Source organism: Stutzerimonas urumqiensis (assembly GCF_003640395.1).
GTDB classification, from domain to species: Bacteria; Pseudomonadota; Gammaproteobacteria; order Pseudomonadales; family Pseudomonadaceae; genus Stutzerimonas; species Stutzerimonas urumqiensis.
In genome coordinates, this window is record NZ_RBZQ01000005.1 from 1 (window position 1) to 17940 (window position 17940).

A 17940-nucleotide genomic window follows, 5' to 3' on the forward strand; every position below is an offset into this window, starting at 1 on the left:
GAGGGGACCCCGGCAAAGCCGGGGCCGGATGCAGGGGCAAGCGGTTTTGGTTACTTTTGCCGCGATTGGCAAAAGTGACGCGCCGTGCAGGGCGCAATCGGTAGTTCGGGCCGAGGAAAGCGCGGCGGCCAAAACACCTCAGCGAGACGCCAAGAAACAGAAGCAAAAGCATCGCCCGCAAGCGGGCTCCTACAAAAACATTTCGCGCCGTGCAAGGCACAACAGAACGCCGCCGATGCCAGAGTGTGCATTGCTTCGCGAATGCACCCTACGTGTACGGTTGCCGCTCGTTCGAGACTACAACAGCTCCGCTTTCTGCTTTTCTGGCTTTGCCACACCCAAACCATCAGGCCACACCACTCGCCCCTTCAGCAGGCCGAGCGCAGGTGTCGTGGAGGGGGTTGAGCGGCAGGGATGCCGCGAGAGCCGCGAGGGCCATGGATGGCCCTTCGTGGCGGGCCCCTGGAACGGCACCGGAGCGAGGGAACCCCGGCAAAGCCGGGGCCGGATGCAGGGGTCGCCTTCTCTTTGGTTACTTTCTCTTGGCGAGACAAGAGAAAGTGACGCGCCGTGCGGGGCGCAATCGGTAGTTCGGGCCGAGGAAAGCGCGGCGTCCAAAACCCAGACCCGCAAAGCCAAGAGACAAGAGCATCGCCCGCAAGCGGGCTCCTACAATTTTTCCGCCATGCAAGGCGCAACCTGTCGTCCGGGCCGAGGAAAACGCGGCGGTCAGAACACCTCAGCGAGATCCGAGAAACAAAAACAAAAGCATCGCCAGCAAGCCGGCGCCTACACCCCCACGCCCACACATCCAGCAAGGCCCACCACGCCGGAACACATCCCCCCAACCGACGGTCGCAAGAAAACCATGCCGCCCAGAGCGGCCACTCACCCGCAGGGATGCGTCGACCGGAGACCTGCCATGCCTCGAACCCTGCCCCCGACCCATTCCCTGCCCCGCCGCCTGCTGGGCGTTTGCCTGCTCGGCGCCTGCCTCGGTCTTGCGGCGTGCGATGGCGAAGCCGAAATGCCCGAGGAAACCCCCGCCTCGGTCACCGAAGACGTGGTCGAACCCGTGAACCCGGGCGAAGAACCCGCCCAGACCGTCGACCCGAACGTGCTCGAAGAAACCGCGCCGCAGGATGAGGACGCCAGCCGCTGATCACCTGCCGGCCTGAACGCGCCAGAGCAAAACACGCGACGATTGCGCTACCCTCGCGCCTCCATTCATCGAGGAACACACCATGCCACGCGCCACTGCCCGCCACATCCTGGTTCCCAGCGAAGCCAAGTGCAACGAACTGAAGGCCGCCATCGAAGGGGGCGCCGATTTCGCCCAGGTCGCCAAGGACAACTCCACCTGCCCGTCCAGCCGCGACGGTGGCAACCTCGGCTCGTTCGGTCCGGGCCAGATGGTTCGCGAGTTCGACCAGGTCGTATTCAGCGCACCGGTCGGCGTCGTCCAGGGGCCGGTCAAGACCCAGTTCGGCTACCACCTGGTCGAAGTGACCAGCCGCCAGGACTGATCCTGCCGGGGCCTCGCACGAGGCCCCTCCCCTGCCCACTCGTCATCCCTGATCGGGCCAGCGCCACGCGGGCTGATCGAGCAAGCCCTCCTGTCCCTGAATCGCCGTCTGCCCGACGTGTTTCTCCAGCACCAGGCAGTTGCAGTCCGAGGCCTCCCGCAAGGCCGCGACCAGCCGGTTCGCATGCGAGACCACCCAGACCTGACCCCGCCTCGATGCCTGCACGATCAGCCGTCCCAGCGCCGGCAAATAGGAAGCACGCCATCCATTTCGGCTGGTCGCGGCTACTCGCCCATCCGCTCCAGCAGGTCCAGCGCATTCCCCGTCGCCGCGCCGCTGGCGGTGTTGTCGAAGATGCACCACACCTGCGCGCCGTCGGCCAGCGCCGTTTCCAGTCGCCGTGCCAATGCCTCGAGCCAGGCCGGCTCATACGCCGAGAAGTAGAGGCGCGGCGAGCCGTGCAAGCGGTAATAACGCAACCCGCTCCAGCCACCCGGTTCGTCCCAGTGCGCGACCGGCGGTGGATCGGCCGCCACCCTGGCGATGCGCTGCTCGACCAGCAGCGTCTCGGCCGTCTGCCAGCTCGCATGGCGCGGCTCCAGCGCGATATTGCCGGCGTACCGCGCGCGCAGGTGGCCGAAGAAGGCGCGCGCCACCTCGGCGTCGTAGGCCAGTGAAGGCGGCAACTGAACGAGCAGGCAATCGAGCCGCTCACCGAGTGCGCCGCACTGCGCGAGAAAGGTCTCCAGCAGCGCCTCGCAATCCACCAGCCGGGCCGCGTGGGTGATCTGCTTGGGGACCTTGACGCAGAAGCGAAACGTCGCCGGTACGCTGTCGGCCCACTTGCGGTAGGTCTCGGGTCGGTGCGGGCGGTAGAAGGACGTGTTGATTTCCACCGCGGGCAAGCGTGTCGCATAGCGCATCAGGTGCGTGCCCTGCGCACCGAAGGCTGGCCAGTGCTCGCGCGGCAGGCTCCAGCCGGCACAGCCGAGTCGCACGCCGCCCGCCGTCATGGTGCGTGCCCCGGTAGCGCAACCCCGTAGATCATCCGCCCGCGGGCTTCGCTGGCGATGCGAATGTGCAGACGCTCGGCTCCGGCCGCTCGATCGCACCCTGCCAGACGGCCGCCAAGCGGCGCCGTGGCCCTACCCATGCGGCTGCTCCAACACGGACTGGCAGGCGGCGGGCAGGGGCGGTGCAGGGCTCGGTTCGGCCGCGACCACCGCACGAGGCGTTGCCGCGATCGCGTCGCAGCCCTCGCCCGGCGGAGGCTCCGGCTGGTCGATGCAGGCCTCGTCGCCTGGCGGGCAGCGCAGCCGTACGTGCAGGTGTTCGTCGTGAGCGGGCCAGGGGCGAATCCGCCGCAGCCAGGCGCGGTCATCCCACTCGCGCGCGCAGAGATCGCGCTTGATCGCGGCATCGACGAAGACTCGCGCCACCCGCGGATCATCCGCCGCCAGACGGACCAGCCGCGCGTGCGCCGCGCTCCAGCGCGGATCGAGCCGCCCCTGGGCGTCGACCAGCACCGGTTGCGCCAGCCCGGTGCGCTGGTCGGCGGGCAGAGACGGCACATCGAGCCGGAACCAGATGTCGACGTCGAGCCCGGTCTGATGGCTGACGTGGCCGTAGCTCATCGGTCCGCCGCGCGGCTGGGCCAGGTCACCGATCAGTACCGGGCCGATGCCGGCGTGCGACAGCCGCTCGCCGAGCGCCTGCAAGTAATCGATCAACGTCGGGTGGCCGTAATAGCGGTTGCGCTGCAATTCGACGGCCTGGTAGCCGGGGCCTTCCGAGGGAAGCGCCTGGGCGCCGGCGAGGCAGCCGGCACCAGGCTGGCCGATGCTGCGTGCCGGCCCGGCGACCGGCGCGGTGACCTCGCCCCACCCCTCGGCCAGCAACGGGACGGGCATCGCGAGGCCCAGCCCAGCGCACAGGCGGGCAAGCGATCGCCGCATCGCAGGCTTCATTCCTGGCGCTGGCGCGCGAGCCATTCCAGCGCCGGTCGATACAGCATGTCGTGCCCGCCCTTGAACAACACCAGCTCGGCCGGGCCGGAGCGCAGGTACAGCAGCACGTCGGCGCCGGCTTCGGCGAAGCGCGGGAATTCGCGACCGCCGTGCAGCGAGCGTTCGCGCAGTGCGGGCGGCAGCTCACGGCGATCGTTGACGTACTCGATGTGATGTTCGGGAATGCGATCGTCCTCCAGGGCCAGGTCGTTGAAGACACGCAGCGACTGGCCCGGCGGGACCACACGATCGCCCATCCCGTGGGCGATGAAGACGCGCAGTTCGCCGGCCACCGCGGGCAAATGCGCACGCGGGCTGCGCGACAGGCACTCGGCATGGGCCGCGCTGCCCTCGGTCGGCGCACCGCCGCAGGCCTGGCTGATCTCGCTCGCGTATTTCTCGCCGCGGCGCGCGGTGTAGTCGTACCAGCGCGTCAGGTCATGAATCGGCACCCACACCGACACCCCGGCGAATACCTGTGGGTAGCGCGCCGCCGTGCGCAGGGCATTCATCGCCCCGCCGGAATAGCCGAGCAGGTACAGGCGGGAAGGATCGACCCGCGCGTTGTCACGGGCATAGGCCAGCGCGTCGGCAATATCGGTCATCACGGTGTCGGACGCGGTGGTCTGCGGCCGGCCGTCGTTCGGGCCGCGAGAATCGGGGTGCATGAACACCCAGTCGTTGGCGATCGCGAACTGCGCCAGCGGGATGTCGACGCTTTGCAGGTAGTTGGTGCTCCAGCTATGCAGCACCAGCAGCAGGGGCTTGGCGCGGTCGGAGCCGGAATCGTAGAACAGCGCCGGCTGCGTGGTGGCGTCCGCCGAGGAGGCGATTTCGACCTGCCGCACCGCCGGCACCTGCTCGTTCCAGGTGGCGAGATCGGCGTGGGTGAGGTCGGTGGGATAGCGCGTCACCCTCAGGTAATCGCTGGGATGCCGCACCTTGACCGTGCCATCACCAAGCTCCGCACTCGCATCCGCCGGCCGCCCGGCGGCCTGGTCCTCGGCCAGGATGAGCGCCTCCTCGGAACCGTTGCAGGCGCACAGCCCCAGCAGGATGGCCAGCGACGCGACGAGACGGACACAGCCTCTGCCGAGGCGCGGCGGAACGAAACGACGAGATGACGTCATGGGCGTACTCCTGGCTGCGTCCATGCCGATTGAACGGCACGCCGAAACGGCCGCCCTCATAACGCTGCGACCTCCCGCCGCAGCGGGCGTTCCTTGGCGTCGTTCGGATCGCCACCGCTCAAGCACGGCGATCGGGGACCGGTAGCGCCGCCTCGGCGGTCGGCCGTTGCATCGGGCCGTCCGACTGACGAGCGCACATTGCCGATACCCCTCGGCTGGACTACATTTCAGCGCCTCGCCGACACCCTGCGGCGCCAGCGCTTGACCACGACCATGACCACCGACGCCGCGCGCGATGCCGACCGCCGCGAAATCAAGCGCTTGCGCGAACTTATCGCGCACAACTCCGACTGGTTGTGAGAGGTCGATGCGCAAGGTCGCTACACCTTTTGTTCGGAGCACAGCCTGGCGCTGCTCGGCTATCCGCCGCAGGAGGTGATGGGCCGTACGCCCTTCGATTTCATGCCGCCCGCCGAAGCCGAGCGGGTGGGCGCCGAGTTCGCGGCGATCGTCGCCGAGCGCCGTCCCTTCGCCGGTCTGATCAACCGCAACCTGCACGCCGATGGCCGCATACGGGTGCTGGAGACCAGTGGCATCCCGCTGTTCGCCGAGGACGGGAGCCTCGCCGGCTACCGGGGCATCGATCGCGACATCACGCCCCTCATCGGCTCGCTCAGCCCTCGACTGGTCCAGCTCGAAGCGCTGTACGCCGCCGCGCCCGTCGCGCTCGGCCTGATCGATCGCACCGGCTGCTTCGTCACGGCCAACCGGGCGTTATGCCAGTTGCTGAGCCCTGGCGGCGATGCCTCGCTGATCGGCCAGCACGCCGCCGATCACCTGCCGGCTGACCAGTTGGACGTCACCGACCTGTTCACCCGCCTGCTGGACGCCGAGCGATTGCCCGCGCAACCGCTCGAGCGGGATGGGCGCACCTACCAGGCCAGCGTGCAGGCCGTACGCGCCTCCGACGATGCGTTGATCGGCCTGACCCTGGCGATCACTGACGTCACGGAGTTGCAGCGAATACGCCGGCAGCTCGCCGAGACCAACGCGCAGCTGGAACGGGCCAACGCGCGGCTCAGCGAGCTGGCCGAAACCGACCACCTGACCGCCCTGCCCAACCGGCGCCGCTTCGACGAAACCCTGCAGATCGAGACGGCGCGAGCGCTGCGCGAAGGCACCCCGCTGTCGCTGCTGCTGATCGATGTGGATTTCTTCAAGCGCTACAACGACCGCTACGGGCACCAGGCCGGCGACGAATGCCTGCGGCTGCTGGCCCGGCTCCTGCGCGAGATCGTCCAGCGACCGACCGACCTGCCCTGCCGCTTCGGCGGCGAGGAATTCGCCATCGTGCTGCCGGCGACCGGTGCGGCGGCCGCCCAGCAGGTGGCCGAACGCCTGCGCCACCGGCTGCATGGCTGCGCCGTGCCCCACGGTAGTTCGCCCGCCGGCCGGATCACCGTCAGCATCGGGACGGCGACGCTGGACGAGCAGCCCACGGTGACCGGCCCGCTACGCCTGGGCGAGCTCGCCGCCAGCCTCGTCGAGGTCGCGGACCGCTGCCTGTACCTGGCCAAGCGCGAGGGGCGCAACCAGGTGATGGCGGCGCGGGTGTGATCCGAAGCGTCGCCCTTTGCCTTTATCAGCGCGGCGTGCCGAACAGCTGCGTCCAGTAGATGACGCCGTCGCTGTCGGCATTGACCGCATAGGCGGCGCCCATTTCCTCGAACGCCGGGTTCATCAGGTTGCGGCAATGCTCGGGGCTTGCGAGCCAGCCCCGCACCGCCTCGTCCGCCGAACCCGGCCCGCTCGCCAGGTTCTCGCCGATCCGCAGCCAGCGATAGCCCGCCCGGCGCGCACGCTCGTCGGCGTAGCTGCCGTCGGGTGCGCGGTGGGCGAAGTAGTTCTGTGCGGCCATGTCCTGGCTGTGGGCCAGCGCGGCGTGGGCCAGGGTCTCGTTCCAGACCAGCGGATCGGCCGCCTCGAACGCCTCGCCACCGCAGCGGCGCGGCTCGGCGCGGGCTCGGTTGGTCGCCGCCAGGACCGCCTTGCCGGCCTGCGTCCAGGTGCCCAGGGCATCGGTCAGCAGCGGCTGGGCGAGCACGATCAGCCAGCGGTTGCCGGCCTGCTGCACACCGATGGCGGAGAAGCGTGGATCGAGCAGAACCTGGCAATAATGCTGCTTCAGGACGCCCATCACGGCCGCTGGATCAGGCGATCCGGACAGGCTGATCGCCTGCGCATGGGCCGCCGGATAGCCGGCCTCGCGCAAGGCATCGGCCCACTGCGCCGGGTCGCTCAGCCGAACCTCAGTCAGGCGCGGATCGGAGGTCAGCGGACCGGGCACGCCGTCGGGTCGCCCGGGACAGCCGGTCGGGAGCTGGCGATAGTCGTTGATCAGCGCAACCAGCGGCCGGTGCTCATCGTGAGCCGGGGCCTGGGCGTGAACATGGGTCAGCAACGCCAGCGCAAGGATCGCGCCGGTCGTCGCGCATGCAACAGGGGACATGGTCGTCTCTCGTCAACCTTTCAACCTTCGACCCGCCTCGCCCCGCGGCGTGCCCGTCGCTCGTCTATGCTCGACGCCAGGCCGGCCATCCCGGACGGCCGCGACGGAGCCATCAGCATGACCCAGACCGAGCGACAAGGCCGCTGCCTGTGCGGCGCGGTGAGCTTCCACCTCGAACTCGACAACCATCAGGTCGGCGCCTGCCACTGCGACATGTGCCGGCGCTGGGGCGGCGCGCCTTCGATGATGGTCGAATGCGCCACACCGCCGCGCTTCGCGGGCGACAGCCATGTGCGCGTCTATGCCTCGTCCGACTGGGCCGAGCGCGGGTTCTGCGACCAGTGCGGCAGCCACCTGTTCTACCGCCTGAAGGACGGCGGCTTCTACGCCGTTCCGGTCGGCCTGCTGGAGGGCGCCGACCAGCCCTGGACGCTGGCGATGGAAGTGTTCATCGACGAGAAACCCGCCTTCTATGCCTTCGCCAACGACACCCGGAAGCTGACCGGCGCCGAGCTGTTCGCCCAGCACAACGACGGTGGACAGGACGGGTGAGCGAGAAAAACGCAGCAGGGGCACCCCGCTGGGTTATGGTTGTCTGACAACCCCAACCCAGCGATAGCCGCGCCACGGTGCGCGTACGGACCCTGCCCATGAAAAAAACCGTTCTTGCCTTCAGCCGCCTCTCGCCCGCCATGCTCGACGCCCTCGCCGAGCGCTACGAGGTGATCGCCCCCAGCCCGGACAAGGGCGACCTGGACGCGCAGTTCGCCGAGGCGCTGCCTCACGCCCACGGGCTGATCGGGGTCGGGCGCCGGCTGGGACGCGAGCAGCTGGCCGACGCCGCGCGGCTGGAGGTGGTCTCCAGCGTCTCGGTCGGCTACGACAGCTACGACGTGGGCTACCTCACCGAACGGGGGATCATGCTGACCAACACCCCGGACGTGCTCACCGAAAGCACCGCCGACCTCGCGTTCGCCCTCATCCTCGCCAGCGCCCGGCGCGTTGCCGAGCTGGACGCCTGGACCAAAGCCGGCAACTGGCGGCGCACCGTGGAACCGGCGCTGTTCGGCTGCGACGTGCACGGCAAGACGCTCGGCATCGTCGGTCTCGGCAACATCGGCGCGGCAATCGCCCGGCGCGGCCGACTGGGCTTTGGCATGCGCGTGCTGTACAGCGGCAACACGCCCAAGCCGGCACTCGAACGCGAGCTGGACGCGCGCTTCGTCCCGCTGGATGCATTGCTGGCCGAAAGCGATTTCGTCTGCCTGGTCGTGCCGCTCAGCGATAAGACCCGCCAGCTGATCGGCCGACGCGAGCTGGCGCTGATGAAGCCATCCGCCATCCTCGTCAACATCGCACGCGGTCCGGTCGTCGACGAAGCCGCGCTGATCGAGGCGCTCCAGAGCGGCCGCCTGCGCGGTGCAGGGCTGGATGTCTATGAAAAGGAACCCCTGGCCGAGTCGCCGCTGTTCGCCCTGCCCAACGCCGTGACGCTGCCGCACATCGGCTCGGCCACGCGCGAAACACGCCAGGCGATGGCCGAGCGCGCGATGGAAAACCTCCAGGCCGCCCTGGAAGGCCGACGCCCGCGCGACCTAGTCAACCCGCAGGTATGGCGCGGCTGAACGCGGCATCGCCAGGTCAAAATGCCGCTCGCGACGGCAACGCTCTTGTAGGAGACAGCTTGCTGGCGATTGCGCCGCCACGCCGTTGGTTCTGTCCCGCCCGCCATCGCCGGCAAGCCGGCTCCGACAGGATTTGCTACGTTCCGGTGAAGGAAAACGCCGCTTGTGTAGGAGCCAGCTTGCTGGCGATCACGCCGCCACGCCGTTGGTTCTGTCCTGCCCGCCATCGCCGGCAAGCCGGCTCCTACAGAATCCGCTGCGTTCCGGTGAAGGAGACGCCCGCCTGTGTAGGAGCCAGCTTTCTGGCGATCACGCCACGCTGTTGGATCGGTCCCGCCGCCATCGCCGGCAAGCCGGCTCCTACAGGATCCGTTGCGTTCCGGTGAAGGAAACACCCGCCTGTGTAAGGAGCCAGCTTGCTGGCGATCGCGCCGCCACGCCGTTGGTTCTGTCCCGCCCGTCATCGCCGCCACGCCGTTGGTTGTCCTGCCCCGCCATCGCCGGCAAGCCGGCTCCTACAGAATCCGTTGCGTTCCGGTGAAGGAAACGCCCGCTTGTGTGGGAGCCAGCTTTCTGGCGGTCACGCCACGCTGTTGGATCGGTCCCGCCGTCATCGCCGGCAAGCCGGCTCCTACAGAATCCGTTGCGTACCGGTGAAGGAAAGGCCCGCTTGTGTAGGAGCCAGCTTGCTGGCGATGGCGCCAACTCGGTCCTTAGACGGCCACGTATCCAGATGCCGCCTCAGACCGACGGCACAACATCACCGCCGCTCGCGTAGAAGCCCGTTCGGCACAGGGGCTCGCCCGCTCGCCGATTACACGGCGCCTGCGCCGCCCTTGTTCTGGTGCAGACGCACGTTGAGTTCGTCGATGAAGGGCTCCCAGTCGTCATCGGCGACCCAGTGCTCGCTCAGCATCGCCACCTGGCCGGGCGACCAGAACGGCGCCTCGGTCAGCTTCATGTCGTCGGGCAGCGGGTAATGCTGCTCGATGAAGGCGTCGATGCTGGCCGGATCGCCGTCCAGGCCGAGTTGCTCGAACAGTAGGCCAAGGGATTTGTTTTCCGCGTCCATCAGTACTCCAACAGCCGGCGCATGGCCGTGCGGTGATTGCAGTGGGTGTCATCGATAGAGGCGTCGGGGCGGCGACAGTTCCGGCGAACGGCACGCGCCGACGTGCCAGCCTCCTTCGCGCTTGCTAACCTGCACGCCCTTCCCGCCGGCGCTGTGCCCCGATGTCGCTGACCGAGTTCCTGCTGTTCGCGCTGCCTGCAATCTTCCTCACCGGCTTGTCCAAGGGCGGCTTCGGTGGCGCGCTCGGGGGTATCGCCGTGCCGCTGCTGGCCTTGGCGGTCTCGCCCAAGCAGGCCGCGGCGATCATGCTGCCGATCCTTTGCCTGGCCGATGTGGTGGGGTTGAAGGCCTATTTCGGCCGCTGGGACGTGGCGAATCTCAAGGTGATGATGCCGGGCGCGCTGATCGGCATCGGGCTCGGCTCGCTGACCTTCGGCTTGCTGGACGAACGCATGGTCGGCCTGATGATGGGCGGCATCGCCGTCGGGTTCGTGCTGCTCGGGCTGGTCAACCGCAGTGCCGCGCCGCGACCGCTGCAACGCGGGCGCGGCACGCTGCTCAGCGCGATCGCCGGCTTCACCAGCTTCGTCGCGCATGCCGGCGGCCCGCCAGCGATGATGCACCTGTTGCCGCAGCAGCTTCCGAAGCTCAGCTACATCGCGACGATCAACGCCTTCTTCCTGCTGACCAACGCGCTGAAGCTGATTCCCTACGCGGCACTCGGCCAGTTCAGCCGGGAGAACCTGCTGCTCAGCCTGACGCTCGCGCCGATCGTGCCGCTCGGGGTGTGGACCGGGCTGTGGCTGCAGTCGCGCATCAACCACACCTGGTTCTACCGGATCGCCCGGCTGGGCATGTTCCTCGCCGGGCTGCAACTGATCTGGCGAAACCTCTGATTGCGCTCAGGCCGCCTGCGCCATCAGCGCACGGCCATGATCGAGGCATTGATCCACCAGCCATTTGCCGTGGGCGATGGACGCACGCTGGGCCTGCTCCAGTTCCGCCAGGAAGGCGTGCCCCACGGGCAGCGGCAGGCGGCGGGTGGTAGTCCCGGCAGGGTCGGTGATCCGGCAGCCGCCGGCCCAGGGCAGCGGCATGCCGGGGTGTTCGCGGACGTCGGCGACGATGGTGTGGTCGCGGTAGGTGCATTGCATGGTCGTCATGGCGCGTTCCTCCTCGCTGGGTGAAGAGACCCGCCCGGGGACGGGCCCGCTCCGCGTCGGCGGGGGCGCTACGCCCCCACGACCGGTATAGCACAGGGCCGGCCCGTCGGACCCCCGCCGGCCGGTCGGCGCGACGAGCGTTGCTTCGCTCCGACCGATCAACCGTTCATGGCCGGCGCATCGAGCCAGGGGCCGATCATCTCGGCGATCTGGTCGTAGACGCCCGGTGCGGCCACCAGGTAAGGGTTGCCCTTGAGCAGCCCGTCGTCGCGGAAGAAGTCATTCAACCGGCCGCCTGCCTCGAGCACCAGCACCACGCCGGCCAGACAGTCCCAGCTCTTGAGGTGCGTCTCGTGGTAGGCGATCAGACGACCCGCCGCGACGTAGGCGGTCATCAGGGCGCCGGAGCCATTGCGCACGAACATGCCGCCGGCGCCGAGCAACCGCTCCAGGAAGGGGATGAAGTGCCGCTTGCCGGGCTCGTGGAAGGTGCCCACGCCCATGACGCCGTCGCGCACGTGGGTCGCCGCGCTGATGGCCAGCGGCGTGTCGTTCACATAGGCGCCCCGCCCCCGGCAGCCATGAAACAGCTCGTCATGGTTGGGATCAGCGATCGCACCGAGCGCCGGCTCGCCGTCGACCATCAGGCCCACCGAGACGCACCAGCTGTGCAGGCCGTTGACGAAGCAGGCCGTGCCGTCGATGGGGTCGATGACCCACACGCAACGGGCGTCCAGATCGGCCGAGCCGCTCTCCTCGCCGAGAAAACCGTCCTGCGGGAACGCGGCGGCCAGCTCGGCGCGGATGAAGTCCTCCAGGGTCTTGTCCGCCAGGCTGACGACGTCCTGCCGATTGCCGCCCTTGTGCTCGACCACCAGCTCGTTGCGCTGGCGATAGAAAGCCATGCCCTGCTCGGCGGCAGCACGGGCGATGCGACGCGCAGCCTGATAGCGGCTGTCCAGGTCGATGCCATCGAAGGAAGGGGTATGCGCGGACTGCATGGTAGGCCTCGTGATTGCCGGAACGGGCCGACAGGGTAGCCGGATCGGGCGCCGCTTTCTTGCCTGGATGACGAACCACGCCGGGGTATTCGGCGCGGCCGGCTTGCGCCATGATCGCCCAAAGGCATGACCACACGACGGAGTTTCCATGAGCACCAAACCGGTTCCCTACAGCCAGCGCGAAGCGGGTTACCGCGAGAAGGCGCTGAAGATGTACCCCTGGGTCTGCGGACGCTGCGCACGGGAGTTTTCCGGCAAGCGCCTCAGCGAGCTGACCGTCCACCACAAGGATCACAACCACGACAACAACCCCGAGGATGGCTCGAACTGGGAGCTGCTGTGCCTCTATTGCCACGACAACGAGCATTCGCGCTACACCGACGCCCAGTACCAGGCGCCCGCCACGCCGGGCGGCGACCTGGGGCCGAAGGAGACCTACAAGGGCCTGGCCGGATTGGCCGAGCTGCTCAAGGGCAAGGGCTGACGGCGGCGATCCGACCTGCGGAGCGAATCAGCCTGGCTGGCGGCGGTCTGAATCTGCGATCCCCGCAGAAGAGGTAACTCCGATGAGCCTGTTCAATCGCATCAAGGAAGCGCTCGGCGTCGGCCCGGGCGTCGGCAACGAGCCGCACGTCAAGGCGCCGCCGCCCGGGCCGGGTGCTCCCTCGGCCAGTTCGCTGACCGACCGTCCCACCACCACCGAGAATGCCACCACCGCACCGGCGGCTCCGTCGACCACCTCGGCAGCCGCCACCGCCGCACCGGCTTCCACGACGCCTCACGTCGACATCGCCGGCAAGCTCGACGGCATGGCCGCCCAACACGGCGAAACGCTCAACTGGCGCACCTCGATCGTCGATCTGCTCAAGCTGCTGGGCATCGACAGCAGCCTGGAGTCACGCCGCGAGCTGGCCACCGAGCTGGGCTGCCCGGCGGACAAGATGGGCGACTCGGCACAGATGAACATGTGGCTGCATCGCGCCGTACTGAAGAAGCTCGCCGATCACGGCGGCCAGGTCCCGCCCGAGCTGTTGCACTGAACCCGACCGGCAGCTCGCGGGCTGCCGGCTTCAGCTACCGGTCAGCATCGACAACACCAGATAAACCGTGCCGCCCGAGGCGAGCAGGCCCAGCAGCACGACCAGTCCGTCACGCGCCGTAAGGCCGAGACCGAACAGGCAGATCGCGGCGAACGGCGCGCTGCTCGCAAAAGGCACCAGCTCCAGCGGCGGCACGGTGCAGGCCAGCAGCAGGCATGCCAGGGCGATCAACCGCACGAAGGCACCGCGCGCGGCCCAGCCGAGACGAGGCCGCACCAGGCGATCGAGCCAGCGCACCAGCGGGCGCATCTTCCGTAACCCCTTGACCAGCTTGCCGCTGTGCAGCGACCGGTCGCGCAGCACGTGCGGAATCCAGAACCGCTGGCGCCCGAGCGCCATCTGGACGCAGAAGATCGACACCAGCAGCGCCAGCAGCGTCGGCACGCCCGGTATGCCGCCGACCGGGCTGATCTCCACCAACGCCGGCAGGAACAGGAACGGCCCGTAGCTGCGCGGACCGATGCATGCCTGGATGTCGCCGACCGAAACGCTTTCCCGCGTCTGGCCCAGTTCGATCACGGTGTCCAGCACCTCTTCCAGGCGCTGTTCGCCCTGCTCGCTCGACGGCATTCGGCTTCTCCGGCAACGCCCTCCGTGCGAGGGCCTACCGGGTTAGAGACCGGTCGCCGACGGGGATTCCCTTCCTCGCTGCGTTCAGTCGTGGCTGACCGCGCCGATCTTGTGGATCGACAGGTCCGCGCCGTAGTACTCGGCTTCCTGGCTCAGGCGGATGCCGACCGTGCGCTTGAGCAGCCCGTAGACGGCGAAGCCGCCGATCGTCGCGACCACGATGCCGAGCGCGCTGCCGATCAGCTGACTGGCCAGGCTGACACCGCCAAGCCCGCCCAGGGCGGTCTGCCCGAACAGGCCGCAGGCGATGCCGCCCCACACGCCGCACAGGCCGTGCAGCGGCCAGACGCCGAGCACGTCGTCGATCTTCCAGCGGGTCTGGGTCGCTGTGAATGCCCAGACGAACAGCGCACCGGCCACCGCCCCGGTGGCCAGCGCACCGATCGGGTGCATCAGGTCGGAGCCGGCGCAGACCGCCACCAGCCCGGCCAGCGGGCCATTGTGCAGAAAGCCCGGGTCGTTGCGACCGACCAGCCAGGCCGCCGCCGTGCCGCCGACCATCGCCATCAGCGAATTGACCGCGACCAGCCCGCTGATGCCGGCGACGGTCTGCGCGCTCATGACGTTGAAGCCGAACCAGCCGACGATCAGGATCCAGGAGCCCAGCGCCAGGAAGGGAATGTTCGACGGCGCGAACGCCACCAGGCGGCCGTCGCGGTAACGACCATCACGCGCGCCAAGCGTCATCACCGCGCCGAACGCCAGCCAGCCGCCCATCGCGTGCACCACGATGGAGCCGGCGAAATCATGGAACGGCGCACCGAACTGACGCGTGAGCCAGTCCTGCACGCCGAAGTTGCCGTTCCACACGATGCCCTCGAAGAAGGGATAGACGAAGGCGACGATCAGCAAGGTGGCGCACAGCTGCGGGCCGAAGCGGGCGCGCTCGGCGATGCCGCCGGAGATGATCGCCGGAATCGCCGCGGCGAAGGTCAGCAGGAAGAAGAACTTCACCAGCGCATAGCCATGATCGGCCGCAAGCGTCGCCGCCGGCTGCAAAAACGTCACGCCATAGGCGATCCAGTAGCCGACGAAGAAGTACGCCAGGGTCGAGACGGCGAAGTCGGTGATGATCTTCGACAGGGCGTTGACCTGGTTCTTGAGCCGCACGGTGCCGACTTCGAGAAAGGCGAACCCTGCGTGCATGGCCAGGACCATGACGGCGCCCATGAGAATGAAGAGCGTGTTGGAGCCGTGGACGAGCGTCTCCACGGCACTGCTGAGATTTTCCATGCGGCCACTGCCTCCGGTGCACCAAAACGAACGACGCGCCGGCACCGCGCCCTGCATTGGGGCGTCGGCGGTCGGGCGCCGCGTGGGCAACCCTTCTTCATCGTGCGGGCGGCCGGACCGAACCAGCCACCCAAGCTCTTGATCTGGCAAAGCAAAGCGCACAACGAAGGAGATTGCGCGCCAGCGGGTCACGCCCCATGCGGGGGCAGCCGGACCCGCCGACGCACCGTCGGATTGCAAGGGCCGTACCAGCGCTGCTCAAGCGTGGGGCAGCGGTGCTCCGGCAAGCGCCTCGATGATCCGGCAATCGCTGGCACGCCGCTCGCTGCAGCACGCCAGTCCGGCAAGCTCGGCGTGCAGGCGCGACAGGTCGGCGATGCGCTGCTCCACTTCGGCCAGGTGTTCCCTGACCAGCCGATCGGCTTCTGCGCAGGGTTGCTCCGGCTGTGCCGCGAGCTGGAGCAAGGTGCGGATCTCATCGATGGAGAAGCCCAGCTCACGGCCGCGTTTGACGAAGCGAAGCCGGCCGATGTCGTCGTCGTTGTAATGCCGGTAGCCGGATTCGGCGCGCCGCGGCGGTGGCAGCAGGCCGATGCGCTCGTAATAGCGGATGGTTTCGATGCCGACGCCGGCCTCGCGACTCAGCGCGCCGATGGTGCGGGAACTGGCCATGTATTGACCCTGTAGTGGCTACAGGGTCTAGGGTAGCCGCACCTCATCCCGGTGGAGAACCGCATGTCCGCTTGTTGCCAAGGCCCGCGCCCGCCCGCTCAGGATCCTCGCTACCGCAAGGTGCTGTGGATCGCGCTTTACATCAACGTCGCCATGTTCCTGGTCGAACTCGCCTCCGGGATCGGTGCCGGCTCGGTCTCGCTGCTGTCCGACTCGCTGGATTTCTTCGGCGACGCCGCCAACTACGGCATCAGCCTGATGGTGCTCGGCATGGGCGTGGTGGCGCGGGCTCGCGCCTCGTTGCTCAAGGCGGCAACGATGGGAGCGTTCGGTGCAGGGGTGTTGATTGTCGCCGCGTGGCGGTTCGCCGAAGGCGGCGCGCCCCATGCCATGACTATGGGCGTCGTCGGCTTCCTGGCGCTACTGGCCAACGTGGGCGTCGCCTGGATGCTCTTCGCCTTTCGCCAGGGCGACAGCAACATGCGCAGCGTCTGGCTGTGCAGCCGCAACGATGCGCTGTCGAACATCGCGGTGATGCTCGCTGCCCTGGGCGTGTTCGGCACCGGTTCGGCCTGGCCCGACCTGCTGGTGGCCTCGATCATGGGCCTGCTGGCGCTCTCCTCGGCCTGGCAGGTCAGCCGTCAGGCCTTCGGAGAGCTGCGCACCGCCTGAATCAGGTCGCCGACAGGGTGCGGAATTCGTCCTGCGCGTGCTGATCGGTCATTCCGCTGACCAGGTCCTGCAGCAGTCGGCAGCGATGGTAGAACTCCCACAACGGAGCATCGCTGCCCGCGGCCTGCTGCCGGACCGCCTCGCGATAAGCCTGCACCAGATGGCTCGGCAGGCGGCGCATCAGCATTTGCAGGTGCGGGTGCGCACGGCCCCGCCCATCGATCAACCCATCGAACACCGGCGCCGGTACGCCGAGCAGCGGCGCGTAGAAATCCAGCAGCCCCTGGATGATGCGAAAGCCCTGAAGTTGCAGCGTCTCGACCTCGCGATGGCAGAACACCTTGTCCATCGCGACGTCCTTGAAGGTCTGGACGATCGCGTGCGGCACGCTGTCGTCTTCCATCAGGGCGCGATCGAAGGTGCCGTCGTATATCGGCTCGATGTGGGCGATGAACTGCTCGGCGGCGTGATGAACCAGCGGGTGGATCATCCGCACCCGCAGGCCGATGAAGAACTCACCGATCCGATTGATCTCCTCGGCCCGCGCCCGTACCAGCGCGCCCTCGACCAGCTCGGCGAAACGGCGCCCGGTGCCCGGCACGGGCTCATCCGCCGGCGCCAGCTCGGCAAAGCGCGTGATCAGCAAGCGCGCCACCGTCTCGATGTCGAGGATGCCCTTCTCCACGGAATCTTCGATGTCGGCCAGGCAATAGGCGATGTCATCGGCCGCCTCCATCACATAGACGATCGGATGCCGCGTGCCGGCCGCCATGCCGAGCGAATCCCTCAGCCCTTCGATGAACGGCGCCTCGGACAGGTAGAACCCCGGCTTCTTGTTCAGGTACGCCCCAGGCGCGGTCTTGCCGGGGCGTGGTTCGGCAGCCGGACGGACGTACTTGAGCAGGCCCGCGGTCTGCGTATAGGTCAGGTTCAGGCGCAGCAGCTTGACCACCAGCCGCACGGCCTGGGCATTACCTTCGAATGCCGAGAGATCGGCGAGCATCCGTTCGCGCAACGCCGCGTCGCCGGTCTCGACCGGTACGGCCGCGGCGAACAGCCCACGCAGACGCTGCGCGAACCAGTCGCCGAGCGCGTATTCGCCGAAGTGGCCGAAGGGCGGATTGCCGATGTCGTGGGTCAGGCAGGCCATCTCCACCAGCGTTTCGAATGCCGGTTCCAGCCCCGCCAGCCCGTAATCCCGCGCGCGATCGCCCAGCGCCTTGTACAGCGTGCGGACGATATAGCGACCGGTCTGCTGCACTTCCAGCGAATGGGTCAGGCGACTGCGCACCGCCGCGTTGCGCTCCAGCGGAAACACCTGGGTTTTCTGTTGCAGACGTCGAACGGCGGCCGAGTTGATGATCCGTCCGCGATCGCTTTCCAGCTCATGCAACAGTTCGTCGAGGCTGCACTGCGTGGCGAGCAAGCGCTCGGACGGGCCGCCGCGTGGGCGCGCTCGGGAAATTCTGGTGCCGTAGTCCAACGCTCGCTGCATGCCGGTCGCCTCGCTATCGTTCGAGCGTGCAGCCTAACGTCGCGGGCGACCCTTTGCACGGCAGCCATCCGAAACGAAGAAGGCCGGACTCGGGCCGGCCTTCTTT

General features: G+C 68.2%; 21 protein-coding genes and 2 pseudogenes. 11 read left to right on the forward strand and 12 right to left on the reverse strand.

What is annotated here, in order from left to right:
• Positions 1-922 precede the first annotated feature (922 nt).
• Entirely contained in the window at positions 923-1162 is a 240-nt protein-coding gene (locus D7325_RS10770) for a hypothetical protein (protein WP_120995583.1), read from the forward strand.
• 82 nt (positions 1163-1244) lie between these two features.
• Entirely contained in the window at positions 1245-1526 is a 282-nt protein-coding gene (locus D7325_RS10775) for a peptidylprolyl isomerase (protein ID WP_120995584.1), read from the forward strand.
• Positions 1527-1568: 42 nt separating this feature from the next.
• Here the strand turns inward: D7325_RS10775 and D7325_RS19275 are convergent.
• From D7325_RS19275 to D7325_RS10795, 4 genes and pseudogenes are all read right to left on the reverse strand, one after another.
• Positions 1569-1775: pseudogene (locus tag D7325_RS19275) on the reverse strand (AAA family ATPase); the annotation flags it as partial.
• Positions 1776-1810: 35 nt separating this feature from the next.
• Positions 1811-2539 (reverse strand): DUF72 domain-containing protein, encoded by a 729-nt coding sequence (locus D7325_RS10785; protein WP_120995586.1) that lies wholly within the window; start codon positions 2537-2539, stop codon positions 1811-1813.
• Positions 2540-2671: 132 nt separating this feature from the next.
• Complete coding sequence (gene mepA, locus D7325_RS10790; protein WP_162988038.1) at positions 2672-3481, reverse strand: penicillin-insensitive murein endopeptidase; 810 nt, start codon at positions 3479-3481, stop codon at positions 2672-2674.
• Positions 3482-3489: 8 nt separating this feature from the next.
• Positions 3490-4662 (reverse strand): alpha/beta hydrolase family protein, encoded by a 1173-nt coding sequence (locus D7325_RS10795; RefSeq protein ID WP_120995588.1) that lies wholly within the window; start codon positions 4660-4662, stop codon positions 3490-3492.
• A gap of 198 nt (positions 4663-4860) precedes the next feature.
• Here D7325_RS10795 and D7325_RS19205 point away from each other — a divergent pair, with 198 nt between their 5' ends.
• From D7325_RS19205 to D7325_RS19375, 3 genes and pseudogenes are all read left to right on the forward strand, one after another.
• On the forward strand, positions 4861-5022 hold the full coding sequence (locus D7325_RS19205; protein WP_218565182.1) for a hypothetical protein: 162 nt from the start codon (positions 4861-4863) through the stop codon (positions 5020-5022).
• A gap of 15 nt (positions 5023-5037) precedes the next feature.
• Positions 5038-5310 (forward strand): annotated as a pseudogene (locus D7325_RS19395) (PAS domain-containing protein); the annotation flags it as partial.
• Between the two features lie 54 nt (positions 5311-5364).
• Positions 5365-6279: a GGDEF domain-containing protein gene (locus D7325_RS19375; RefSeq protein ID WP_342769573.1), complete on the forward strand. Its 915-nt coding sequence runs from the start codon at positions 5365-5367 to the stop codon at positions 6277-6279.
• A 25-nt stretch (positions 6280-6304) separates the two neighbouring features.
• Here the strand turns inward: D7325_RS19375 and D7325_RS10805 are convergent, their stop codons facing one another.
• The gene (locus D7325_RS10805) at positions 6305-7171 is read right to left on the reverse strand and encodes a CAP domain-containing protein (RefSeq protein WP_120995589.1); all 867 of its coding nucleotides are present in this window, start codon (positions 7169-7171) and stop codon (positions 6305-6307) included.
• 117 nt (positions 7172-7288) lie between these two features.
• Here D7325_RS10805 and D7325_RS10810 point away from each other — a divergent pair, with 117 nt between their 5' ends.
• Positions 7289-7723, forward strand: a complete 435-nt coding sequence (locus D7325_RS10810) for a GFA family protein (RefSeq protein WP_120995590.1) — start codon at positions 7289-7291, stop codon at positions 7721-7723.
• 98 nt (positions 7724-7821) lie between these two features.
• Entirely contained in the window at positions 7822-8796 is a 975-nt protein-coding gene (locus tag D7325_RS10815; protein WP_120995591.1) for a 2-hydroxyacid dehydrogenase, read from the forward strand.
• Positions 8797-9610: 814 nt separating this feature from the next.
• Here the strand turns inward: D7325_RS10815 and D7325_RS10820 are convergent.
• Positions 9611-9868 carry a DUF2789 domain-containing protein gene (locus D7325_RS10820; RefSeq protein ID WP_120995592.1) on the reverse strand — a complete coding sequence of 86 codons (258 nt, stop codon included), beginning with the start codon at positions 9866-9868 and terminating at the stop codon, positions 9611-9613.
• Between the two features lie 161 nt (positions 9869-10029).
• On the opposite strand from D7325_RS10820, the gene D7325_RS10825 reads away from it, so the two are divergent.
• Positions 10030-10764 (forward strand): sulfite exporter TauE/SafE family protein, encoded by a 735-nt coding sequence (locus D7325_RS10825; RefSeq protein WP_120995593.1) that lies wholly within the window; start codon positions 10030-10032, stop codon positions 10762-10764.
• A gap of 6 nt (positions 10765-10770) precedes the next feature.
• Here D7325_RS10825 and D7325_RS10830 read toward each other — a convergent pair whose 3' ends face one another.
• Both D7325_RS10830 and D7325_RS10835 read right to left on the reverse strand, forming a co-directional pair.
• The gene (locus tag D7325_RS10830) at positions 10771-11031 is read right to left on the reverse strand and encodes a hypothetical protein (RefSeq protein WP_120995594.1); all 261 of its coding nucleotides are present in this window, start codon (positions 11029-11031) and stop codon (positions 10771-10773) included.
• A gap of 158 nt (positions 11032-11189) precedes the next feature.
• Positions 11190-12032 (reverse strand): inositol monophosphatase family protein, encoded by an 843-nt coding sequence (locus D7325_RS10835; protein WP_120995595.1) that lies wholly within the window; start codon positions 12030-12032, stop codon positions 11190-11192.
• Between the two features lie 148 nt (positions 12033-12180).
• Here D7325_RS10835 and D7325_RS10840 point away from each other — a divergent pair, with 148 nt between their 5' ends.
• Complete coding sequence (locus tag D7325_RS10840; protein WP_120995596.1) at positions 12181-12516, forward strand: YajD family HNH nuclease; 336 nt, start codon at positions 12181-12183, stop codon at positions 12514-12516.
• A gap of 82 nt (positions 12517-12598) precedes the next feature.
• Positions 12599-13072, forward strand: coding sequence for a DUF3597 domain-containing protein (locus D7325_RS10845; protein WP_120995597.1), 474 nt, complete (start codon positions 12599-12601; stop codon positions 13070-13072).
• A gap of 30 nt (positions 13073-13102) precedes the next feature.
• Here the strand turns inward: D7325_RS10845 and D7325_RS10850 are convergent, their stop codons facing one another.
• From D7325_RS10850 to D7325_RS10860, 3 genes are all read right to left on the reverse strand, one after another.
• Positions 13103-13702, reverse strand: coding sequence for an exopolysaccharide biosynthesis protein (locus D7325_RS10850; RefSeq protein WP_120995598.1), 600 nt, complete (start codon positions 13700-13702; stop codon positions 13103-13105).
• 84 nt (positions 13703-13786) lie between these two features.
• Positions 13787-14995, reverse strand: coding sequence for an ammonium transporter (locus D7325_RS10855; protein ID WP_120995599.1), 1209 nt, complete (start codon positions 14993-14995; stop codon positions 13787-13789).
• Between the two features lie 258 nt (positions 14996-15253).
• On the reverse strand, positions 15254-15667 hold the full coding sequence (locus tag D7325_RS10860; protein ID WP_120995600.1) for a MerR family transcriptional regulator: 414 nt from the start codon (positions 15665-15667) through the stop codon (positions 15254-15256).
• Between the two features lie 63 nt (positions 15668-15730).
• Here D7325_RS10860 and D7325_RS10865 point away from each other — a divergent pair, with 63 nt between their 5' ends.
• Positions 15731-16339 carry a cation efflux transmembrane domain-containing protein gene (locus D7325_RS10865; RefSeq protein ID WP_120995601.1) on the forward strand — a complete coding sequence of 203 codons (609 nt, stop codon included), beginning with the start codon at positions 15731-15733 and terminating at the stop codon, positions 16337-16339.
• A 1-nt stretch (position 16340) separates the two neighbouring features.
• On the opposite strand, the gene dgt is transcribed toward D7325_RS10865, so the two are convergent.
• The gene (gene dgt / locus D7325_RS10870) at positions 16341-17834 is read right to left on the reverse strand and encodes a dGTPase (RefSeq protein WP_120995602.1); all 1494 of its coding nucleotides are present in this window, start codon (positions 17832-17834) and stop codon (positions 16341-16343) included.
• Positions 17835-17940 lie beyond the last annotated feature (106 nt).